General features: G+C 53.9%; 17 protein-coding genes. 12 read left to right on the forward strand and 5 right to left on the reverse strand.

The genetic code is table 11. The features are described 5' to 3' along the window. Position 1: 1 nt before the first annotated feature. From RUDLU_RS0110005 to rhaT, 8 genes are all read left to right on the forward strand, one after another. Positions 2-2,854 carry a PAS domain S-box protein gene (locus RUDLU_RS0110005; protein ID WP_019988237.1) on the forward strand — a complete coding sequence of 951 codons (2,853 nt, stop codon included), beginning with the start codon at positions 2-4 and terminating at the stop codon, positions 2,852-2,854. 82 nt (positions 2,855-2,936) lie between these two features. Further along, the gene (locus RUDLU_RS0110010) at positions 2,937-3,635 is read left to right on the forward strand and encodes a LytR/AlgR family response regulator transcription factor (RefSeq protein ID WP_027302927.1); all 699 of its coding nucleotides are present in this window, start codon (positions 2,937-2,939) and stop codon (positions 3,633-3,635) included. A gap of 91 nt (positions 3,636-3,726) precedes the next feature. Further along, a complete protein-coding gene (locus tag RUDLU_RS0110015) occupies positions 3,727-4,968 on the forward strand; it encodes a NupC/NupG family nucleoside CNT transporter (RefSeq protein WP_019988239.1) in 1,242 nt (413 codons plus the stop codon). A 194-nt stretch (positions 4,969-5,162) separates the two neighbouring features. Further along, complete coding sequence (locus RUDLU_RS0110020; RefSeq protein WP_019988240.1) at positions 5,163-7,298, forward strand: bifunctional rhamnulose-1-phosphate aldolase/short-chain dehydrogenase; 2,136 nt, start codon at positions 5,163-5,165, stop codon at positions 7,296-7,298. Between the two features lie 108 nt (positions 7,299-7,406). Then, complete coding sequence (locus RUDLU_RS0110025; RefSeq protein WP_019988241.1) at positions 7,407-8,696, forward strand: sugar isomerase; 1,290 nt, start codon at positions 7,407-7,409, stop codon at positions 8,694-8,696. Between the two features lie 15 nt (positions 8,697-8,711). Next, positions 8,712-10,148, forward strand: a complete 1,437-nt coding sequence (locus tag RUDLU_RS0110030; RefSeq protein ID WP_019988242.1) for an FGGY-family carbohydrate kinase — start codon at positions 8,712-8,714, stop codon at positions 10,146-10,148. 70 nt (positions 10,149-10,218) lie between these two features. Beyond that, a complete protein-coding gene (locus RUDLU_RS0110035; protein WP_019988243.1) occupies positions 10,219-11,235 on the forward strand; it encodes a GntR family transcriptional regulator in 1,017 nt (338 codons plus the stop codon). Between the two features lie 48 nt (positions 11,236-11,283). Further along, positions 11,284-12,318, forward strand: a complete 1,035-nt coding sequence (gene rhaT, locus RUDLU_RS0110040; RefSeq protein ID WP_019988244.1) for an L-rhamnose/proton symporter RhaT — start codon at positions 11,284-11,286, stop codon at positions 12,316-12,318. 2 nt (positions 12,319-12,320) lie between these two features. Here the strand turns inward: rhaT and RUDLU_RS0110045 are convergent, their stop codons facing one another. After that, positions 12,321-13,085 carry a M12 family metallopeptidase gene (locus RUDLU_RS0110045; protein WP_019988245.1) on the reverse strand — a complete coding sequence of 255 codons (765 nt, stop codon included), beginning with the start codon at positions 13,083-13,085 and terminating at the stop codon, positions 12,321-12,323. 596 nt (positions 13,086-13,681) lie between these two features. Between RUDLU_RS0110045 and RUDLU_RS0110050 the strand changes: the two genes are divergently transcribed. Both RUDLU_RS0110050 and RUDLU_RS0110055 read left to right on the forward strand, forming a co-directional pair. Continuing rightward, positions 13,682-15,361, forward strand: a complete 1,680-nt coding sequence (locus RUDLU_RS0110050; RefSeq protein WP_027302929.1) for a fatty acid--CoA ligase — start codon at positions 13,682-13,684, stop codon at positions 15,359-15,361. A gap of 20 nt (positions 15,362-15,381) precedes the next feature. Then, complete coding sequence (locus RUDLU_RS0110055) at positions 15,382-15,888, forward strand: metallophosphoesterase family protein (protein ID WP_019988247.1); 507 nt, start codon at positions 15,382-15,384, stop codon at positions 15,886-15,888. A gap of 158 nt (positions 15,889-16,046) precedes the next feature. On the opposite strand, the gene RUDLU_RS0110060 is transcribed toward RUDLU_RS0110055, so the two are convergent. The 3 genes from RUDLU_RS0110060 to RUDLU_RS0110070 all read right to left on the reverse strand — a co-directional run bounded on the left by RUDLU_RS0110060 (position 16,047) and on the right by RUDLU_RS0110070 (position 18,572). Next, entirely contained in the window at positions 16,047-16,241 is a 195-nt protein-coding gene (locus RUDLU_RS0110060) for a cold-shock protein (protein ID WP_019988248.1), read from the reverse strand. Between the two features lie 219 nt (positions 16,242-16,460). Then, the gene (bioB, locus tag RUDLU_RS0110065) at positions 16,461-17,498 is read right to left on the reverse strand and encodes a biotin synthase BioB (RefSeq protein WP_019988249.1); all 1,038 of its coding nucleotides are present in this window, start codon (positions 17,496-17,498) and stop codon (positions 16,461-16,463) included. Positions 17,499-17,534: 36 nt separating this feature from the next. Then, entirely contained in the window at positions 17,535-18,572 is a 1,038-nt protein-coding gene (locus RUDLU_RS0110070; protein ID WP_044129406.1) for a glycoside hydrolase family 130 protein, read from the reverse strand. Positions 18,573-18,677: 105 nt separating this feature from the next. Between RUDLU_RS0110070 and RUDLU_RS0110075 the strand changes: the two genes are divergently transcribed. Further along, positions 18,678-18,932, forward strand: coding sequence for a hypothetical protein (locus tag RUDLU_RS0110075; protein WP_019988251.1), 255 nt, complete (start codon positions 18,678-18,680; stop codon positions 18,930-18,932). A gap of 44 nt (positions 18,933-18,976) precedes the next feature. Further along, positions 18,977-19,123, forward strand: coding sequence for a hypothetical protein (locus RUDLU_RS30015; RefSeq protein WP_019988252.1), 147 nt, complete (start codon positions 18,977-18,979; stop codon positions 19,121-19,123). Positions 19,124-19,228: 105 nt separating this feature from the next. Here RUDLU_RS30015 and RUDLU_RS0110085 read toward each other — a convergent pair whose 3' ends face one another. Continuing rightward, positions 19,229-20,983, reverse strand: coding sequence for a phospho-sugar mutase (locus tag RUDLU_RS0110085; RefSeq protein WP_019988253.1), 1,755 nt, complete (start codon positions 20,981-20,983; stop codon positions 19,229-19,231).

The raw sequence follows: 20,983 nt of genomic DNA on the forward strand, positions 1-20,983 counted from the left end.
TATGGACGACATCGAATTACTAAAACGGCGGCTGGCCCGCGAACAGGCCGCCCGTCGGCAGGCTGAGGCTATTCTGGAGCAGAAGGCGCTTGAACTGTACGACGTCAACACCCGACTCCAGCACCTGAATGAAAATCTGGAGCTTGAAATCCAGAATAAACTAACCGAACTCCAGGAAAGTGAGCAACGGCATCGCCAACTCATCGAGTCGATTGAAGATATTATCTATAAAATTTCGCCCGATGGCTATTTCACCTATATCAGCCCGGTAGCCGAAAAGTTGCTGGGCTACAAAGAGCACGAGTTTGTTGGCAAACACGCGAGTTACTTTGTTGAGCAGGGCTACAAGGGCGCACTCATTACCTACTACCAGCGCGTGCTGGAAGAACGTAAAAGCAGCACTTACTACGAACTACCTATTCTTACCAAAGATGGCCGGACGGTCTGGATTGGGCAAACCGTTCGGATTATTGAGCAGAACAATGAAGTCGTTGAAATGGTGGCTGTAGCCCGGGACGTGACTGCCCGGAAAACCGCCGAGCTAGCCCTACAAACCACTCAGATTCAGCTAACGGCCCTCATCTCCAGTTTGCAGTCGGGTGTGCTGCTCGAAACGCAGGACCGCCGGATCATTTTGGCCAACGGACTATTCTGCGACCTGTTTGGTATATCCGTCAGCGCCCAACAGTTAACAGGCCTCTGTCATACGGAGCTCGACGCACTGACGGGTAACCCTGTGGATGACCCACAAGGCTTCAAAGCCCGAACCGACGCTTTGCTCGCCTGTAGGCAGGCATCAGTCGGCACCGAAATCCGGCTAAACAACGGACGTATCCTGGAACAGGATTACATCCCGATTCTGATGGATGGCATGTGCCTGGGTCACCTATGGCAATACACCGACGTTACGAAGAAAAATACCACGCGCGAACGCATCCGCCGGAGCGAGGAAAAATACCGGGGTATCATGAACAACATGGAACTCGGATTACTCGAAGTAGACAATGACCAGACGATTTTGCGGGCCTACGACCGGTTCTGCAAAATGATTGGTTACCGCGAAGACGAGCTGGTTGGTCAGAATGCAGCCAACATGCTGGTACCACCCGAGTTTATTCCCGTGCTGAGTGAGCAACAACAGCAACGCCGACTCGGCACGGCCGGTTCGTACGAGTTGCAGCTGATGCGAAAAGATGGGTCCCGAATCTGGGTACTGGTCAGCGGGGTACCCATTCAGGACGAACATGGCGCACAGGTAGGCTCTATGGGTATTCACTACGACCTTACCGCCCGCAAACAACTGGAACAGGAACTGGCAACGGCCAAGCACCTGGCCGACGAGGCCCGGCAGGCAGAGAAGCAGTTTCTGGCCAATATGAGCCACGAAATCCGAACCCCGCTGAATGCCATCATCGGCATGTCGCACCTGCTGTTTGATACCCGCCCGACGGCCCAGCAACAGGAGTACATCGAGATTTTGCAGACCTCAGCCGACTTTTTGCACAGTCTGATTTCTGACCTGCTCGATATGACCAAAATTGAGGCCGGCCGCATTGAGGTTCAGTCGCGCCCGTTTGATCTGGCAGGCCTGATGCGCGGCACGCAGAAAGTATTCGAGATGAAACTGCAAGGGCGACCCATCAACATCGACGTGATGCTCGACGCCCGGATCAACGGTGATTTCATCGGCGACGATGTGATGCTCAACCAGATTCTGACCAACCTGGTGGGCAATGCCGATAAGTTTACCGAAGAAGGCAGCATCCAGATTTCGGCCCGGATTCGGAAAGAGGAACAGAACCAGTGCTGGATTGAGTTTTCGGTGGCCGACACGGGGGTGGGCATTCCGACCGAAAAACTTGGACTGGTGTTTCAGAAGTTCAAACAGGTAAATCCGCAGGGGCACAAACACAAGGGTACGGGCCTGGGCCTGGCCATCACCAAAGAACTCGTTGAAATTCAAGGCGGTACAATTCAGGTCAAAAGCCGGGTTGGTGAGGGGAGCGTGTTTACATTTATTCTACCATTTACCCGTTCGGCTACGCAGTCGGCACCGGCACCGGTGCCGGTGCTTAGCCCGGTGCCGATGATGGAGTGGCGGCTGGGCCATGTGCTGGTTGTGGAAGACAACACCATGAATCAGAAGTACATCGGCAGTCTGCTCAACAAATGGGGGATCTCGTACACACTCGCCCCCGATGGTATGCAGGCCATTGAGGTATGCCGGCAACATAAGTTCGACCTGATTCTGATGGATATTCAGATGCCCGTACTCGACGGCTACGAGGCTACGGTGGCCATTCGGAGCACGCGCAACCCCAATCAGCACGTACCTATTATTGCGCTGACAGCGTCGGCCATGCTCGACCATAAGAATATTGCTCTGGCCGCCGGCATGGACGATTTTCTAACCAAGCCCTTCGACCCACCCAAGTTGCTGGCTCTGCTTCGGCAATATACCCCCGCCGAGTTGCCCGATGCGAATCCGTCTGTCCCAATCGACTCAGGACTTGATTGGCGGCATCTGCACGATATGTACGGCCCCGACCTGAGTACCGCTTCCGAAATGTTCGAATTGTTCCTGAACGAGATTGTCCCGGAAATCAACCGGCTCAACGACCTCTGCACCGAGCGTAACTGGGCAGAGGTAGCCCGGCTGGCCCACAAACTGAAACCCACCTTTAGCATGGTCGGGCTGACAGAACTGGAGACCAAAATGGCTCAGATTGAGCGTAGCGCCAGTCAGAATAGCAACAACGAGCTGGTGGCCGTTTACTGCAACGATATTATCAAGCATACAAATGAGGCCATTCCATTGCTAAAAAACGAGCTACAAAAGCTAGCTCAGCCGTGAATAATTGAGAGAGGAGCGAGAGGCATTTATCGCGCATCACACGACATCTACATATCCTCCATTTAATCCGATCTGAGTACGTATGTCTCTTACTTGTATTATTGTTGAAGACGAGCTGATGTCCCGCAAATCGTTGCAACGATTTTGCGAACAACATCAGTCCATGGAATTACTGGCCACATTCGACAACGCCCAAAAGGCGCTGGATTTTCTGTCTGAGCAATCCGTCGACTTAATCTGGCTTGATGTTGAAATGCCCGACCTCACGGGTTTTGATCTGCTGGAGAAGCTCTCATCGACCCCGTACGTCATCCTGACAACGAGCAAGACCGAGTATGCCTACGATGCCTTTCAGTATCAGGTGACCGATTACGTGAAGAAGCCGGTCACACTGCCGCGCTTCAATCTGGCAGTTGAGAAGGTAATCGACCTGGCCGCGCGGGCCAAAGCTACTGCATCAACAGGGCCCGAACGGCAGGAAATTTACATCAAAACCGACGGGCGCTACATCCGGCTACCCTTCGAGGTAATCTCGTACATTGAAAATACCGGCGACTATGTAAAAATTTTTACGGCTACCCAGACCCACATTATCTACGCGACCATGAAGTACCTGGAAGAAAAACTGGGCTCTCAGTTTATGCGGGTACACCGGTCGTATATCGTTCATCTGGACAAAATTGTCGATATAGAAGAAAATACGCTGGTAGTAGCGAACAAGGTGATTCCGATCAGCCGGGCCAACAAAGCCGAGTTGATGAACCGGCTAAATCTGCTGTGAGTCAGGTTGCCCGGCGCAGGTAGTGTATTAGTCGGGTTCAAGCTGTATCTTCGCGGGCTTTCGAGCCAAACCGTAATCAGAGATTCACCGCATGGAGCGTTTTACCGGGCTAATCGGGATAGTCCTCATTTTGGGCATTGCCTACGCAATGTCGAACAATCGTAAAGCCATTAATTACCGAACCGTTGGCGTTGGGCTGGCCCTTCAGTTTGGGCTGGCTGTGTTTGTCCTTAAAACCGAGCTTGGGCAGCAAATTTTCCAGACCATCGGGTACTACGTTGAGCGGCTGCTGGGCAAGGCAGGCAAAGGGGCCGAATTTGTGTTTTCGCCCCTCGTTAAGCCCGACGTACTGAGTAAGGCGTTCGGGCCGGGCAACAACTTTATCTTCTTTTTCTCGATCATTCCTACCATCATTTTTGTGGCGGTGCTTGTCAACATTCTCTACCATTTGGGAATCATGCAGCGCGTAGTGGCCGTGATGGCCCGCGGTATGAAATGGCTGATGGGTGTGAGCGGAGCCGAGGCCCTCTCCAACGTTGCCAGTACGTTTGTGGGTCAGGTAGAAGCACAGATCATGGTGAAGCCCTACCTCAAAAATATGACCAACTCCGAGTTGCTGGCCTCTATGTCGGGCAGTTTTGCCTGTATTGCGGGCGGGGTGTTGGCCGTGTACGTATCGCTGGGGGTACCGGCTCCGTATCTGCTGGCTGCCAGTATTATGGCGGCTCCGGGCGCGCTGGTCATCAGCAAAATCGTCTTTCCTGAGACCGAAGTATCGGAAACACAGGGCGTCGTAAAGCTGGACATCAAGAAAAGCCACGCTAACCTGCTCGACGCCATTGCCGCCGGGGCCAGCGAGGGCCTCAAAGTTGGTTTTAACGTAGTAGCCATGCTCATTGGCTTCATTGCGCTCATTGCCCTGCTCGACAGCATCCTGTTCCGTATTGGGTTTTACATCTTCGGTACGTCAGAGCTGAGTCTCAACTACCTGTTGGGTGGTCTGTTCTCCGTGTTTGCCTGGGCCATGGGTGTTCCGACCAAAGATGTGCAGGCAGCCGGGGCCCTGATGGGTACCAAGATGGTGGTCAATGAGTTTGTAGCCTACCTCGATCTGGTGAAGGTAAAGGGCACCCTCGACCCCAAAACGGTGGCTATCGTGAGTTTCGCCCTGTGCGGATTTGCCAATTTTTCATCGATTGCCATTCAGGTGGGAGGTATCAGCGAGCTGGCCCCCAACCGCCGGAGCGACCTGGCCCGGTTGGGCTTTAAAGCCTTGATTTGCGGCACGTTGGCGAGTTATATGTCGGCTACTTTGGCCGGACTTTTGCTATAAGTAACCCAACGTTACCATCAGACATTCAGGGGAGAAGGGCGGATAAACCAGACCTTCTCCCCTCTTTTTTGTCATTTTTCTTTCGGCAATACCGAGGAAAGTAGGTGAAAGTTTTGCTTTACTGTCGACATACTTTTGATATACCGGACCGTTATACGTCCTTCTAATCCGTCTCTGACTCGACTCGTACCAGTATGCTTACCCAAGCCAACACCTATCAACCCTCATCGTTCAAACACGTGAGCTACCTTTGGGACGATGCCAAAGCTGCCGCGCTGGAAGGCGATGAAGTAGGGCTTCTTATTTACCGATCCAACCTGCTCGGGGCCGACCTCCGGCTGACCAACTACGGCGGGGGCAATACGTCGTGCAAAGTGACGTCGCCTGACCCACTCACCGGCGATCCAACCGAAGTCATGTGGGTAAAAGGCTCCGGGGGCGATATTGGTACGCTCAAGAAAAGCGGCCTGGCGGCTCTGTACCTCAACCGGCTCCATGCCCTCAAAAAGCGGTACCGCGGGCTGGCGTTTGAAGATGAAATGGTTGAACTGTTCAACTACTGCATCTACGACCTCAACTCCAAAGCGCCGTCGATTGATACGCCCCTGCACGCGTTTCTGCCCTTCAAACACGTCGATCACCTGCACCCCGATGCGGCCATCGCCATTGCTGCGGCCAAAGACGGCAAGCGCATCACGCAGGAGCTCTTCAACGGGCAAATTGGCTGGGTCGACTGGCAACGGCCGGGCTTCGACCTGGGTCTGCAACTGGAGCAGTGCCTTGCCGACAATCCGGGCATCCGGGGCATCATGCTCGGCTCGCACGGGTTGTTTACCTGGGGCGACACCGCCTACGAAAGCTACGTAAATACGCTCGAAGTGATTGAGCGCTGCGCCGAATATCTGGAAGACAATTTCGGCAAAAACCGGTCTGTATTTGGTGGAGCCATCCGGCAGAGCTTACCCGCCGAGAACCGAACCGCCCAGGCAGCCGCATTAGCGCCTGTTCTGCGCGGCCTCTGCTCAGGCCACACCCGCATGATCGGCCATTTTACCGATGATGAGCGCGTGCTGGAGTTCACCAACTCCGCCGATCTGAGCCGACTGGCTCCGCTGGGCACCTCCTGCCCCGACCACTTCCTGCGCACCAAAATCAGCCCGCTCGTACTCGACCTGCCCGCCGACGCCGATGTGAGCGATAGCGGGGCAATCAAGGCCGGCCTCGAACCTGCCTTTGCGGCCTACCGGGCTATGTATGCCGAGTACTACGAAAGCTGCAAGCACCCTAATAGCCCCGCCATGCGCGACCCCAACCCGGTGGTCATTCTGTGGCCGGGTGTGGGTATGTTTACGTTTGCCAAAGACAAGCAAACGGCCCGGGTAGCGGCTGAGTTTTACATCAACGCCATCAACGTGATGAAGGGCGCCGAGGCCGTGTCGGAATACACCTCGCTGCCCCGTCAGGAAGCATTTGATATTGAATACTGGCTCCTCGAAGAAGCCAAGCTTCAGCGGATGCCGAAGCCCAAACCCCTGTCGGGCAAAATTGCGCTCGTAACCGGCAGCGCCGGAGGCATTGGCAAGGCCATTGCCCGTAAGTTTGCCAACGAGGGAGCCTGTGTGATTATCAACGATATGGACGCCGACCGGCTGAGCAGCGCCGATGCGGAGTTTAAAGCGCAGTACGGTCGCGATACCCACACAACGGCCCTCCTCGACGTAACCAGCGCCGAGGCTATTCAGAAAGCATTCGAGAAAGCAGCCCTGGCGTTTGGCGGAGTCGACATTGTGGTCAACTGCGCGGGTCTGTCTATTTCGAAGCCCATTGAAGAACATACCGAGAAAGACTGGGACCTGCTGTACGACGTACTGGTAAAAGGTCAGTTTCTGGTCACGCAGCACGGCGTAGCTATTATGCGCAAGCAGAACCTCGGGGGCGATGTGCTGAACATTGTGAGCAAAAACGCCCTCGTATCGGGGCCAAACAATGCCGGCTACGGATCGGCCAAAGCCGCACAAATGCACCTGAGCCGCCTGAATGCCGCCGAACTCGGCAAAGACCGGATTCGGGTCAACGTAGTGAACCCCGATGCCGTGATTGCCGACTCCAAAATCTGGGCGGGCGAGTGGGCCGAGGGCCGCGCCAAAGCCTACGGGGTGAGTGTGGAAGAGCTACCCGCTTACTACGCCAAGCGCACCCTGCTCAATGAAGTCATTCTGCCCGATGATATTGCCAATGCCTGCTTCGCCTACGTGGGGGGGCTACTCGACAAATCGACCGGCAACGTGCTGAACGTCGACGGCGGGGTGGCCATGGCTTTTGTTCGGTAAATTATTTAATCAGACGTATCGTAACCCGTTGAAAAGGAACAAGGAAAGCTGCCCCATCAGTCCCTTGTTCCTTTTTTGTTTACTTCGTGTTCCAATCGTATTACCTGTATGCTCCTGAACCCTCAATACATTGCCGACCATAATCAGCTCCGGTCCGATTTGCACCGGAGCAAGCTCTCTTACTGGGCCAACGAGGTCGAGAAAGCAGAGTTTGTCATTCAGAAACTAATTGATTTTCAGATTGCCATTCCCAGTTGGGCACTCGGTACGGGCGGCACCCGGTTCGGGCGGTTTTCGGGAGGTGGAGAGCCCCGCAGTCTGGAAGAAAAAATTGATGATGTAGGCCTGCTGCACGCGCTCAACCGCAGCAGCGGGGCCATTTCGTTACATATTCCGTGGGATATCCCCAGGGATGTAGCCGCTATTCGGCAACAGGCCGGTAGTCACGGCCTAGCTTTCGACGCGGTTAACTCGAATACGTTTCAGGATCAGCCCGATCAGCGGCTGAGTTACAAGTTTGGGTCGCTGCAACACGTTGACAAAGCCGTGCGGCAACAAGCCATCGACCACAACATTGAGGTAATCCGGCACGGCGAAGCCCTCGGCTCCCAGGCCCTTACCGTTTGGCTTTCCGACGGTTCCTGCTTTCCGGGGCAGCTTAACTTCCGCAAAGCCTTTGAGCGCACGCTTGAGAGCCTGCACGAAATTTATGCCGCCCTCCCACCCGACAGCGATACGGCCCGCTGGAAGATGTTTGTCGAATACAAAGCCTTTGAACCCAACTTTTATTCGATGACCGTAGGCGACTGGGGCAGCAGTTTCCTGTACGCCAGCAAACTCGGCCCGAAGGCCTACACCCTTGTCGACCTGGGGCACCACCTGCCCAATGCCAATATTGAGCAGATTGTGGCTATTCTGTTGCAGGAAGGCAAACTCGGAGGCTTCCATTTCAACGACTCCAAATACGGCGACGATGACCTGACCGCCGGTAGCATCAAACCCTACCAGCTCTTCCTGATTTTCAACGAGCTGGTCGACGGGATGGATGCCCACGGCATGAACCACGCCACCGATCTGGGCTGGATGATCGATGCCAGCCACAACGTAAAAGACCCTCTCGAAGACCTGCTTCAGAGCGTCGAAGCCATTCAGATTGCCTACGCACAGGCTCTGCTCGTCGACCGGGTGGCCCTCGAAGAAGCCCGCGAAGCCAACGATGTGGTACAGGCCCAGGAGTTATTGCAGGATGTGTTCCGGTCCGATGTACGCCCGCTCGTAGCCGAAGCCCGTCGGCGGGCTGGGGGCGCCCTCGACCCGCTCGCCTTGTTCCGGCAACTCAACGTGCGCGACAGCCTGATTCGGGAGCGTGGCGCCAAAACGGTTGCCACTGGTCTCTAACCCTTCTTTATTCCGATGCCTACTCCTGTTATCGCCATTTTCGACGTCGGCAAGACGAACAAAAAGGTCTTTCTGTTTGATGAACAATACCAGATCGTCTGGGAAACGTCGACTTCAATGGACGAAATTACCGACGAAGATGGCGACCCCTGCGAGGACCTCCACGCTCTGATGGCCTGGCTAAACCAGGCTTTAGGGGAAATCATGGCCCTACCCCAGTTTGATATTAAGGCGATCAATTTTTCGGGGTACGGTGCCAGTCTGGTTTACATCGACGAACAGGGGAATCCCATCGGGCCGCTTTCCAATTACCTGAAACCTTACCCGGCCAACCTGCGCCAACAGTTTTACACCGATTACGGTCCTGAGGGATCTATTTCGGTCCAGACGGCCTCGCCCGCGCTCGACAGCCTCAACTCCGGCCTGCAACTGTACCGGCTCAAACACGAGTACCCAGAGCGGTTTGCTCAGCTCAAATACGCCCTGCACCTGCCGCAGTTTCTGAGCTTTCTGATTAGTCGGCGGGCCGTAGCCGACCTCACCAGCGTAGGTTGCCACACACTGCTCTGGGATTTTACCCAACAGCAGTATCACCATTGGGTGATTGCGGAGCAACTCGACCGGTATCAGGCTCCGCTTGTCCCTTCCGACTCGGCCCAGCCGGTACAGATCGGCCAACGGTCGGTACCGGTGGGCGTGGGCCTGCACGACAGTTCGGCCGCTCTGATTCCCTACCTCGCCAGTTTTGAGGAGGGCAGCGACTACCGGCCGTTTGTGCTCATCTCGACGGGCACCTGGTGCGTGAGCATGAATCCGTTTAACCACCAACCCCTCACCGCCGAAGAGTTGCAGTACGATTGCCTGTGTTATATGCACTACAAAGGACAGCCCGTGAAAGCGAGCCGGCTCTTTGCGGGCTACGAGCACGAGTCGCAGGTGAAACGGCTGGCCACCCACTTCAACGTTCCTGTTGACCACTACAAGCAGGTAACATACCAGGCCGACCTTATCCGGCAATTGCAGGAAGCCGATACGGGTATCGACCCCGCGCCTGAGCACGAAGGCGGCATGGTTGCGCCTAAACTACTCCCCTCGCTGGCCGAAACCCGGTTCCGGCAACGCGACCTGACCTCGTTTGCCACGTACGACGAAGCGTACCACCAACTAATGCTCGATCTGGTGGCACAGCAACTCGTATCAACGGCCCTGGTGCTGCCTACCGGCCAAACGGCGGGTGAGTATCCGCTCAAAAATCTGTATGTCGATGGCGGCTTTGGCAAGAACCCCATTTACATGCACCTGCTGGCTGCCGCCTTCCCCGATGTAGCGGTTTATGCCGCATCGGTACCGCAGGCAAGTTCGCTGGGAGCTGCGTTGGCTATTCACCCGTACTGGAATTCGCAGCCCGTTCGGGCAGGGCTGGTATCACTACGGCGCTACGAATCCAAATAAAGCGTTATCGGATGTCAGTAGTTTACCCGGCTCCTGACCATTTAGCCATGAGGGCCGGACCACTTTTTGTATGCTGAACCAGATTGCAATCAACGATTTTTCGAGCACGCCCAAATACCTGCAGATTGTTAATTCGATTATCGAGGGCATTGAGCAAAACGACATACTCCCCGGCGACAAACTGCCATCGATTTACGAAATGTGCGCGCATTTTGAAATTAGCAAGCGCACTGTAGAACGGGCCTACGAGGTTCTGAAAGAAAAGGAGCTGATTGGTGGGGTACAGGGTAAGGGGTTTTACATTCAGCACACCAAGTTTGGCCGCACCCAGAAGATCTTCCTTCTGTTCAACAAGCTCAGCCCGCATAAAAAAATCATTTACGACGCCTTTGTGGAGCGTTTAGGCTCCGACGTGGCCATTGATTTTTTTATTTACAACAACGACTTCCGGCTGTTCAAGAACCTGTTGCTCGGCCACGCACATGGCTATACGCATTACGTGATTATCCCGCATTTTCTGGACCAAAGCGAGCGGGCTGTCGACCTGATCAATCAGTTGCCCAAGCATAAGCTGATTGTTCTCGATAAAGCTATTGATGGTCTTACGGGTCAGTACGGGTCGGTGGTGCAGAATTTCGAGAAAGACTTGACACAAGCCCTCACCGACGCCCTACCCCTGCTCCGTAAGTACTCCACGCTCAACATTCTGTTTCCGGCCTATAGCTATTACGACAAAGGGATTTTGAACGGATTTTACGCGTTTTGCCACGCCTACGGGTTCAATGCGCGGGTGGTACACGAAGTAAACGAGCTGGTGGTACAACCTGACTGTGCGTATATCAACCTGATGGAAGAGGATCTGGTTACGCTCATCAAAAAGACCAAGGATACCGCCTATGAGGTAGGCAAAGAAGTCGGAATCCTGTCATACAATGAGAGTCCTCTCAAAGAAGTCCTGCTCGACGGAATCACCGTAATCTCGACCGATCATGCTCACATGGGCCGTACAGCCGCCGACCTCATCCTGAGCGACCGGCACGAACACATCGAAAACCCATTTCGGCTTATTGTACGCCGATCACTGTAACCAACCTTTGACGATTATTCTGTACTTAACTAAGCCCCAATACCCTGTATGTCTTCCATTTTAGGTGTCTTTTTTCACGCACTGGGCGGGTACGCGTCCGGCAGTTTTTATATTCCGTTCCGTCGGGTACGCGAGTGGGCCTGGGAAAGTGCCTGGATCGTAGGGGGAGTGGCTTCCTGGATTCTGGTCCCCTGGCTCATGAGCTGGCTCACTGTCAGCAATCCGCTTGAATCCATTACCAATGCCGACCAATCGACCCTGTGGTGGACGTACTTTTTCGGGGTTCTTTGGGGCATTGGTGGCCTCACCTTCGGCCTCAGTATGCGGTATCTGGGCATTTCGCTCGGGATGGCCGTAGCCCTCGGGTACTGCTCGGCCTTCGGAACGCTTGTTCCCCCAATATGGGACGGCAAATTCAACGACCTTATCACCACCCGTACGGGCCAGTTTACGCTTGCCGGGGTGCTGGTATGCCTTATTGGCATTGGAATCTGTGGCATTGCGGGGGTTCGTAAAGAAAAAGAGCTAAACCCCGAGGAGCAGAAAGCCACGGTAGCCGAGTTTAACCTGCGGAAGGGAATCGTGGTAGCTACCGTGTCAGGGATTCTGAGTGCCTGTTTCAACTTTGGCCTCACCGCCGGTAAACCCATTGCCGAACTCGCCCTGCAAGGTGGTACCAACCCACTTTTTCAGAACAACGCCGTGTACCCCGTACTGCTTCTGGGTGGCTTTACCACCAATTTTATCTGGTGCATGGCCCTGAACCGGCGCAACAAGAGTTTCGGCGACTATCTGGCCAAAGACAAACCCCTGGCCAACAATTACCTCTGGGCTATTCTGGCAGGCACCACCTGGTACTTTCAGTTCTTTTTCTACGGTATGGGCGATGCGTATCTACCCGCCGAGTTCCGGTATGCCGGCTGGACCATGCACATGGCCTTCATCATCACGTTCAGCACCTTGTGGGGTTTGTACCTCAAAGAATGGAAAGGGGCCAGCCCGGCCACGTATCGAGTCGTGTACACCGGACTGGCCCTCATTGTGCTGTCTACGATTCTGATCGGAATGGGCAGTCAGCTCTGATACTAGGGGTACATTTGCCGAACCGTAGCAATGTCGGTTGGCGAGAGGCCGTCGCGCTGAATAGAAAACAACGAACCATCTTTCCGGGTGATGGTCGGCTGCCCGTTCTTCGAGAATGTGTAAGGCCCATACATCATGATTGAGCCAAAATCGAGGGTCGACCCAAAGTCAAAGCCATCGTAATTGGTCTGAATGTAGGTTTTAAAGTCGTTCTCGTAGCCCGTCTGAATATTTTGGGTGTTGATTGTAATGTGCGCGTCGCGGTCGGCGCGGCTTTGCTCATGCCACAACCCCACGGTATGCCCAATTTCGTGAATGATGTTTCCAACCGAGCAAGCTGAGGATAACGTGATGTACTGAAGCGAACCGATGCGCCCAACATTGGATGAACAGCCACTCCCTCCCCGAAACAGCACATAGGCGCGTTCGGTAGTCCGCCGAACGAACCGGATGGGGGTAACAGCCTGCCAATGCGCAATGGCCTGATCGACCCACTGCGGATTCGGTACCGAAGGATCTACCTGATACACGATTGTATTGTTAGGCCACTTGGCCGTCGACCGGGTCCGCCCGGTCGATTCGGTTTGGGGTAGTCTATGCTCCGATAACTCATCCGGATGGATAACAATATCACCGTCTACGATAGCCTCGCCATTTACCGATCGGTACCCAACCTCCTGCTCATGCCAAAAGCCTTTTTGGGCAACCCCAATCTGACCAGGGTAAGCCTGTTCAATCGTGACCGTTTCTTTGGGGGTCAGAAACATGGAGGTTGAGTCATCCTGCAGCGTACAGCTTGCCAGGAAACAGAGTGAAAAAAGTGCAGTTGAAGTAGAAAACGTCTTTCTCATATTAACAAATTAATTATGAGCCATATTTAATCAATAATTTTCTCTTTTAAAACAGGCTCTTCTCCATTTTGTGTATCAGCAGTTATTAAATTGATTTATGTAAATAAAAACAGGTATATACCCACAAAATAGCCGACTTAAGACGCCCTAAATCGATATAGGTAACAGGGTTATAATCTGCAAGTAAGACCTGCCGTGCGACGGATAATCTTTATTTACACAGTGATTAACTGCCTTGGGGTATTTTACGGATTTGTGCTTAAGGTGGATTCCTCATACGTACATTTTTAGAGTAATCTTATTTTTTATGCAACTTTCCCTTCTTCTGTAAATTAATAAGTAAACTACTTATTAAATAATAGCCACCAGAGAAGTGAACCCCACAAAAACATGGCTGGAAACGTACTTAAGTAGGTTCATAGCAAACACAGGGCCAAATAAAAGTTATTGCCCCAAAATCGTGTCGAGGAACGAGACAATTATATCTTCGCAAAAGGCAATACGAATTCATCATGTCAACAACGAAACTAATTCCCCGTACGTCCTCAGCTCAGGAGCCACCCTTACTGATAAAAACTCTGTTGGCGCAGTCGCTTAAGTACGAACCCGGCCGTGAAATCGTGTATCGCGATCTGTTCCGTATGAATTACCACACCTTCAACAGCCGGGTACGGCAGCTGGCCAACCTGCTGGGTAAACTGGGGGTTGGTGCAGGCGATACCGTAGCCGTGTTGGACTGGGACAGCCACCGTTATCTGGAGTGTTTTTTTGCAGTACCGGGTATCGGGGCCATTCTGCACACAATCAACATCCGATTGTCGCCCGCTCAGATTCTTTACACCATGAATCACGCGGAGGATAAAATTGTCCTCGTACACGAAGACTTCTTACCCATTATTGAAGCTCTCAAAGGGCAGTTGAGTACCGTTGAGACCTACGTCGTTATTTCCGACAAAGCCTATACCGACCCATCGGCCGTTACGGTGCCCAACGGTTTTGCGGGCGAGTACGAATCGTTGCTGGCGCAGGAATCAGATACGTACGAGTTTCCAGACCTCGACGAAAACAGTTGGGCCACCACGTTCTACACCACAGGTACTACGGGCAACCCAAAGGGCGTTTATTTCTCGCAACGCCAGCTATTCATGCACACCATGGGTCTCATGGCTTGTGTATCGGCGTATGAATTCGTGTCTTTCAAGTCGGCAAAGGATGTATACATGCCTATCACGCCGATGTTTCACGTACACGCGTGGGGGTTCCCGTTTCTGGCAACGATGTTTTCGGCCAAGCAGGTGTACCCCGGCCGGTACGAACCCGAAATGCTGCTGAAGCTATTACTCAAAGAAGGCGTCACGTTCTCCCACTGCGTACCAACCATCATGACCATGCTTGTAAACAGCCCGGCCGCCCGGCAGTTTCAGGCGCAGCTGAGTCGATGGCGGGTTATTATCGGCGGGTCGGCTCTGACCAAAGGCTTGGCCAAAGCAGCAGCCGATCTCGGCATTGAGCTGTATCAGGGATATGGTATGTCGGAGACGGCACCCATTATGAGCCTGACTTACCTCAACGAAAAGGAACGGCAGTTACTACCCGATGAACAGGTAGAGTTTCGGACCCGGGCGGGCCGCATTGCTCCCTTCGTCGAGATTCGGCTGATGGACGACGAAGGTAACTTTGTCCCGCACGATGGGCAGTCGCTGGGCGAGGTAGTGGCGCGGGGGCCGTGGATGACCCAGGGTTACTACAAAGAGCCTGAGCGGAGTGAAGAACTGTGGCGCGGGGGCTGGTTGCATACCGGCGATGTTGCCAGCATCACACCCGACCACTGGCTGATGATTGCCGACCGCACCAAAGATGTTATTAAAACCGGGGGCGAATGGATTTCGTCGCTTGAAATTGAAGACCTGCTCTCTCAACAGGAGGGCGTAGGCGAGGCCGCCGTTGTGGGCTTACCCGACGAGAAGTGGGGCGAACGCCCGTACGCACTGGTTGTGCCTAAAGCGGGTATGAGCCCCTCAACCGATGCCATTCGGGAAGCGCTGCAAGCCAAAGCCGAGCGGGGTGAGTTAAACAAATGGTATGTTCCCGACCGCATTGTAATCGTACCCGAAATTCCGAAAACAAGCGTCGGTAAAATTGACAAGAAACGGATTCGCTCTGAGATGAAAGACCTGCTCATGGGCGGCTGAACCAACCCAACGTGCGCTTTATGACCCGTATTGGCTTACTCTCCGACACCCACAGCTACCTCGATGAGCAGGTGTTCACCCACTTTGATTCCTGCGACGAGCTGTGGCACGCGGGCGACATTGGCTCGCCCGATGTCATCGACCGACTGCGGGCGCGTTGGCCGGTGCGGGTTGTGTGCGGTAACATCGACAACGAATCGGTAGAGTGGCCTGCCAATCAGCGGTTTGAACTGGAAGGGCTCACGATCTGGATGACGCATATTGGCGGCAAGCCTCCGCGGTATAATCCGGTGGTGCGGCCAATTTTACAGCGCAACCCACCCGATGTCTTTATCTGTGGGCATTCGCACATTCTGAGTGTCATGCGCGACCCAGTCCTGCGCGGGCACTACACCGAGCGGCTGCTGTATATGAACCCGGGGGCTTGTGGCCGAACGGGCTTTCATCAGATACGCACTTGCCTGCGTTTCACGCTCGACAGTGGCCATATTCGCGATATGCAGGTTATTGAACTGGGTAAGCGCTGATGTACAGTTGTGGTTTTTAGTTTATCGTTTCTGGTTCAATCTTGTTCATGTTCAAGCCAAGTTATCAGCACCGGAACAGAGCATACCCTGAGCAAAACCCTACATAAAACAAAAAAGCCCGCGGTTGCGGGCTTTTTTGTTATGTCTTCAGAGCAGACTTATGCTTTCTTTACGTTTTCTGCGCTCAATCCTTTGCGACCTTCTACTACGTCGAACGTTACGACGTCATTCTCATTGATCTGGTCAATCAGACCCGTAGCGTGAACGAACACGTCGGGACCACCCGCATCAGGCTTGATAAAACCAAACCCTTTTGACTCATTGTAAAACTTAACTTTGCCGGTCTGTGCCATTAGAAATTAACTTGTTAATTAAAAAAACTTGTACGCTTCATTCTGTAACAGACCTAACGCCATTGCCGTTCACTACTGAACCTATGCGACGAGAATTCCCTTATTAGTCGGTTGTCAAAGACGCTGAAATAAGCTACTCTGCCTGTTTTTTTGGTAAAGTACTGATTTTTAAATGAAAAAATTTCAGTTTTGGGCAAAAAAGTTGGCAACTATGCTGGATTAGAGCGGAATCTGCTCAAATTTTACCGCGGCCTGCCCCGTCGATTCGTTTTTGAAGGCTTCCCGCGGCCGAATATTAAGCGTCTGGAACAACTGCCCATCGGCATCATCGCCGGGGTTTGGTGTAGTCAACAGTTTATCGCCGGCAAAAATAGAGTTGGCCCCGGCCAGAAAACACAGAGCCTGCTCTTCGGTGCTCATGCGCACGCGCCCCGCCGAGAGCCGGACCATCGCTTTGGGCATGATGATACGAGCGGTGGCAATCATCCGAACCATTTCCCAAACCGATACCCGCTCCTGATCTTCGAGCGGGGTACCTTCTACCGGCACCAGCGCATTAACCGGCACCGACTCCGGATGCTCGGGCAGGGTAGACAGGGTGTGCAGCATTCCGATCCGGTCATTGTGCGATTCGCCCATGCCGATGATACCACCCGAACAAACCGAAATACCCGCCTGACGAACGTGACCCAGCGTTTCGAGCCGGTCATCGTACGTACGGGTCGAAATAATGTCCCCGTAGTATTCTTCGCTCGTATCGAGGTTATGATTGTAGGCATACAGACCCGCATCTTTCAGCTTCTGCGCCTGGCTATCGGTCAGCATGCCGAGGGTACAGCATACTTCCATACCCATGGCATTAACGCCCCGCACCATATCGAGCACTTTGTCGAAGTCTTTATTGTCGCGCACCTCGCGCCAGGCAGCCCCCATACAAAAACGCGAACTACCCGAGGCTTTGGCCCGGCTGGCGGCTTCGAGCACCTCGCCTACTTCGAGGAGCTTGTGTACCTTCACGTTGGTGTGGTACCGGGCTGCCTGCGGGCAATACGCGCAGTCTTCGGGGCATCCGCCCGTTTTGACCGACAACAACGTACAGACTTGTACCTCCTGCGGGTCATGGTGTTGCCGATGTACGGTAGCGGCCCGGTAAATCAGGTCCAGAACAGGGGAGTTGTAGATCGCACCAATCTCGTCGCGGGTCCAGTCATTGCGGAGTTCCTGAGCAACGTCAAGAGTCGGCAGGTTTGAGGTCATAATGAATAAGCGAATGAATACCCAAAGATATGGAGTTTAGCGCCATTCCAATGCACAAACACCCACGCCCGAATCGGCCGCGCCGTAATAAACCAACACCGAGCCATCGGGTTGCGGTACCCAGCCGTTGGTGAATACTACATTCGGGAAAAACCCGTTCTGCTCCCAATCAAGCTCGGGCGTAAGCAACGGAGCATCGGTTCGGTAGAGTACCCGCGAGGGGGTATCGAGGTCGAGCAAGGCCAGCCCCAGCCCATAGCGGTGCGTTGGGTCAGAGCCGTGATAACACACCAGCCAGCCCTCAGGTGTTCGCAGGGGCTCAGGCCCGGCACCAATCTTCATTGATTCCCAACTGTGTGTAGTGGGGCCAAACACAAACTGGTGGCCTCCCCAGTGTACGCCATCGAGCGACTCGGCCAGCCATACCGAAGGTTTACCAATTTCAGACACCATCGGTCGGTGCAGCATCTGGTACTTGCCGTTGATGCGTTCGGGAAAAAGGACCACATCTTTGTTGGGCGGTGGTAATACCAGCCCAACCCGTTCGACATGGACAAAATCGGTGGTTTTGGCGAGGCCCACCGCGGGTCCATGCGCCGACACGGCCGTGTAGGTAATCCAGTAAGTACCTTCCAGAAACGTAATGCGGGCATCTTCGATACCGAATGCCTCATCGGCACGGGCCGGGAACAGAAACGGCTTCGGGTCAATCTGAAAATGAATTCCATCGCGGCTGCGGGCTACGCGCAGGTGACTTATCGAGGTAAGGTACACGGTTCCTTCGAGCGTTACCACACGCGGATCGTACGGAGTGGAGGGCTCATGGAACCGTTTGACCACCAATTGCGGGAATCCGTCCGCATCTTCGAGAACCGGAATATGCAGCCAGCCCGGCTCAATCTGCTCGGCTACGGGGCCTTCGGCTACCCGCAGTAGCAAAATGATTTCGTCGTTGAAACGGCAGGCTGCCGGGTTGAAAGCACCCAGCACCTGAAAGCCCGGCATAGAAGGCCGAACATCAGCCGTACGGATAATAGGCTGGTCAGAAAGTCGTCGTAAGGTGTAGTTTTTCATCGTTGGGCCATTCCCTCAGTTCTTGCAACGGGGCTCGATCAGCGGGGTTATTTGGCTACAAGCACACACTTACCCGTTTTGTTCAACAAAAACTAACAACGCAGTATGAACTACCAACCAAATACCGACGAGGTGCTGGCCATAACATCCCAGGGGGGCGGAGCGGAATACGACGATCTGGGTTCAGGGTCGACGGCCGGCTATGGCGCTACCGATGCCGATGCCGTAGGTCGGGGCGACGATATGGACGACGACGAGCTTCTGGATGAAGAAGATGATGACAATACCGACCCGCTGGGCGACGAGCTGGAGGAAGATTTCGACAATGATACGACTTCGACCGGTCGGTCAGATTTCTAAACCGGATAGGTACTCAAGACGCTATCCAACACCAAACAACCGATATGCAACCGAACGAACAAAATCAGCAGGATAACAATAACAGCACGGCACCCGACAGCGAAACGCAGTCGTCGGCAGCCAGCTCATACGGCGACCGGACCACCGAAGAGGGCTCTAAGGCGCCGGATATGCCCGCAGAGGGGGAGTGATAAATGTATAATGAAGAATGCGTAATGAATAATGGGGTAAACAGGAGTCTATCCTACCATTATTCATTACGCATTCTTCATTATACATTATTATGCATTGCGTACTTATTTCAAGTTCATATCCTCGATTACGCGCTGCACTTTAGCTTTGAGCGACGCGTACACCGTATCGAACTCTTCTTTGCTGTTGAGCGGCTCATTGACCGATACGTAGAACTTAATTTTAGGCTCCGTTCCCGAGGGCCGAGCCGATATTTTGGTACCGTCGGCGGTGAAGAACTGTAATACGTTCGATGATTCGATGCCCATTTTACCGGCTTCAATCGGGCTGGTTTGGCCGTTTTCGGTTCGGGTGAGGGCTTTATAATCATCAATCCGCACGACTTCCGAACCGGCGATCTGCTTCGGCGGATTAGCGCGAAAATCGGCCATCATCTGCTGAATTTCTTCGGAACCCGACTTCCCTTTCTTGGTCAGCGACACGAGACCTTCGTAGTAGAAGCCGTTTTCCTGATACATTTCCATCAGCAGATCAAACAGGCTAAGGCCCTGATCTTTGGCGTAGGCAGTCAGCTCGGCAATGATCGCGCAGGAAGCAATGGCATCTTTATCGCGCACAAAGTCACCGATAAGGTAGCCGTAACTTTCTTCGCCCCCACCAATAAACTGCTGCTGCCCTTCCAGCTCCCGAATCACCTGAGCAATGTATTTGAAGCCCGTCAGTGTATTGTAACAAGGCACCCCGGCCCGCTCGCACATGCGGTCGATGAGGTCGGTGGTCACGATGGTTTTGGCCACAAATTCGTTACCGGTCAGTTTACCGGCATCGCGCCAGGCCCGCAGCAGGTAGAAAATAATAAGGCTGGCCATCTGGTTGCCATTAAGCAACTCAAACTCACCATGGTGATTCCGGGCACCTGCCCCCACTCGGTCGGCATCGGGGTCGGTAGCCATCACCAGATCCGCGTTTTGCGACAGCGCCTGATCGAGCGCGAGTTGCATGGCTGCCCGCTCTTCGGGGTTGGGCGATTTTACGGTCGGGAAGTTCCCATCGGGGGTTGCCTGGGCCTCTACGACGCTTACATTCTTGAAGCCGAGAGCATCGAGCACGCGGGGCACAAGCGTAATACCAGTACCGTGAATCGGCGTAAACACAATGTTCAGGTCCGACTGCCGGGCAATCACATCGGGGTTAACGGCGTTGGTCTTGATACGCTCCACGTAGGGCGCATCCACCTCTTCGTCGATCAGCTTAATTTTTGCCGGGTCTCCACCAAACTTGATATCTTCTACCGACTGTACTTTTTCGACCTCAGCAATAATATTCTTGTCGTGTGGGGCTACTACCTGCGCACCGTCGTTCCAGTACACTTTGTAGCCGTTGTACTCGGGCGGGTTGTGCGAGGCCGTCACCACAATCCCACTCTGGCAACCCAGCTGCCGAATAGCGAAGGAGAGTTCGGGCGTGGGGCGCAGACTACTGAACAAATAGACCGTAATGCCATTGGCGGCAAACACATCGGCCGCGAGCCGGGCAAATTCGGGGCTCATCCGGCGGCTATCATGGGCAATGGCTACACTGACGTCCTGTCCAGGGAAAGCGGTATTGATATAGTTGGCCAGCCCCTGCGTAGCGGCCCCAACGGTGTAACGGTTCATGCGGTTAGAGCCTACCCCAATCACGCCCCGCAACCCACCGGTACCAAACTCCAGCGAGCGGTAAAATGAGTCGGTCAGTTCTGTCGTGTTTCCCTCAGCCTGAAGCTGGCGGATAGCGGCTTTGGTGTCGTCGTCGTAGGGGCCGGTGAGCCAGCGGTCAATCTCGATTTGTGCGGCTGGGTCAATGGTTGCAGTGGTCAT

It is taken from the genome of Rudanella lutea DSM 19387, from assembly GCF_000383955.1.
Lineage (GTDB): Bacteria > Bacteroidota > Bacteroidia > Cytophagales > Spirosomataceae > Rudanella > Rudanella lutea.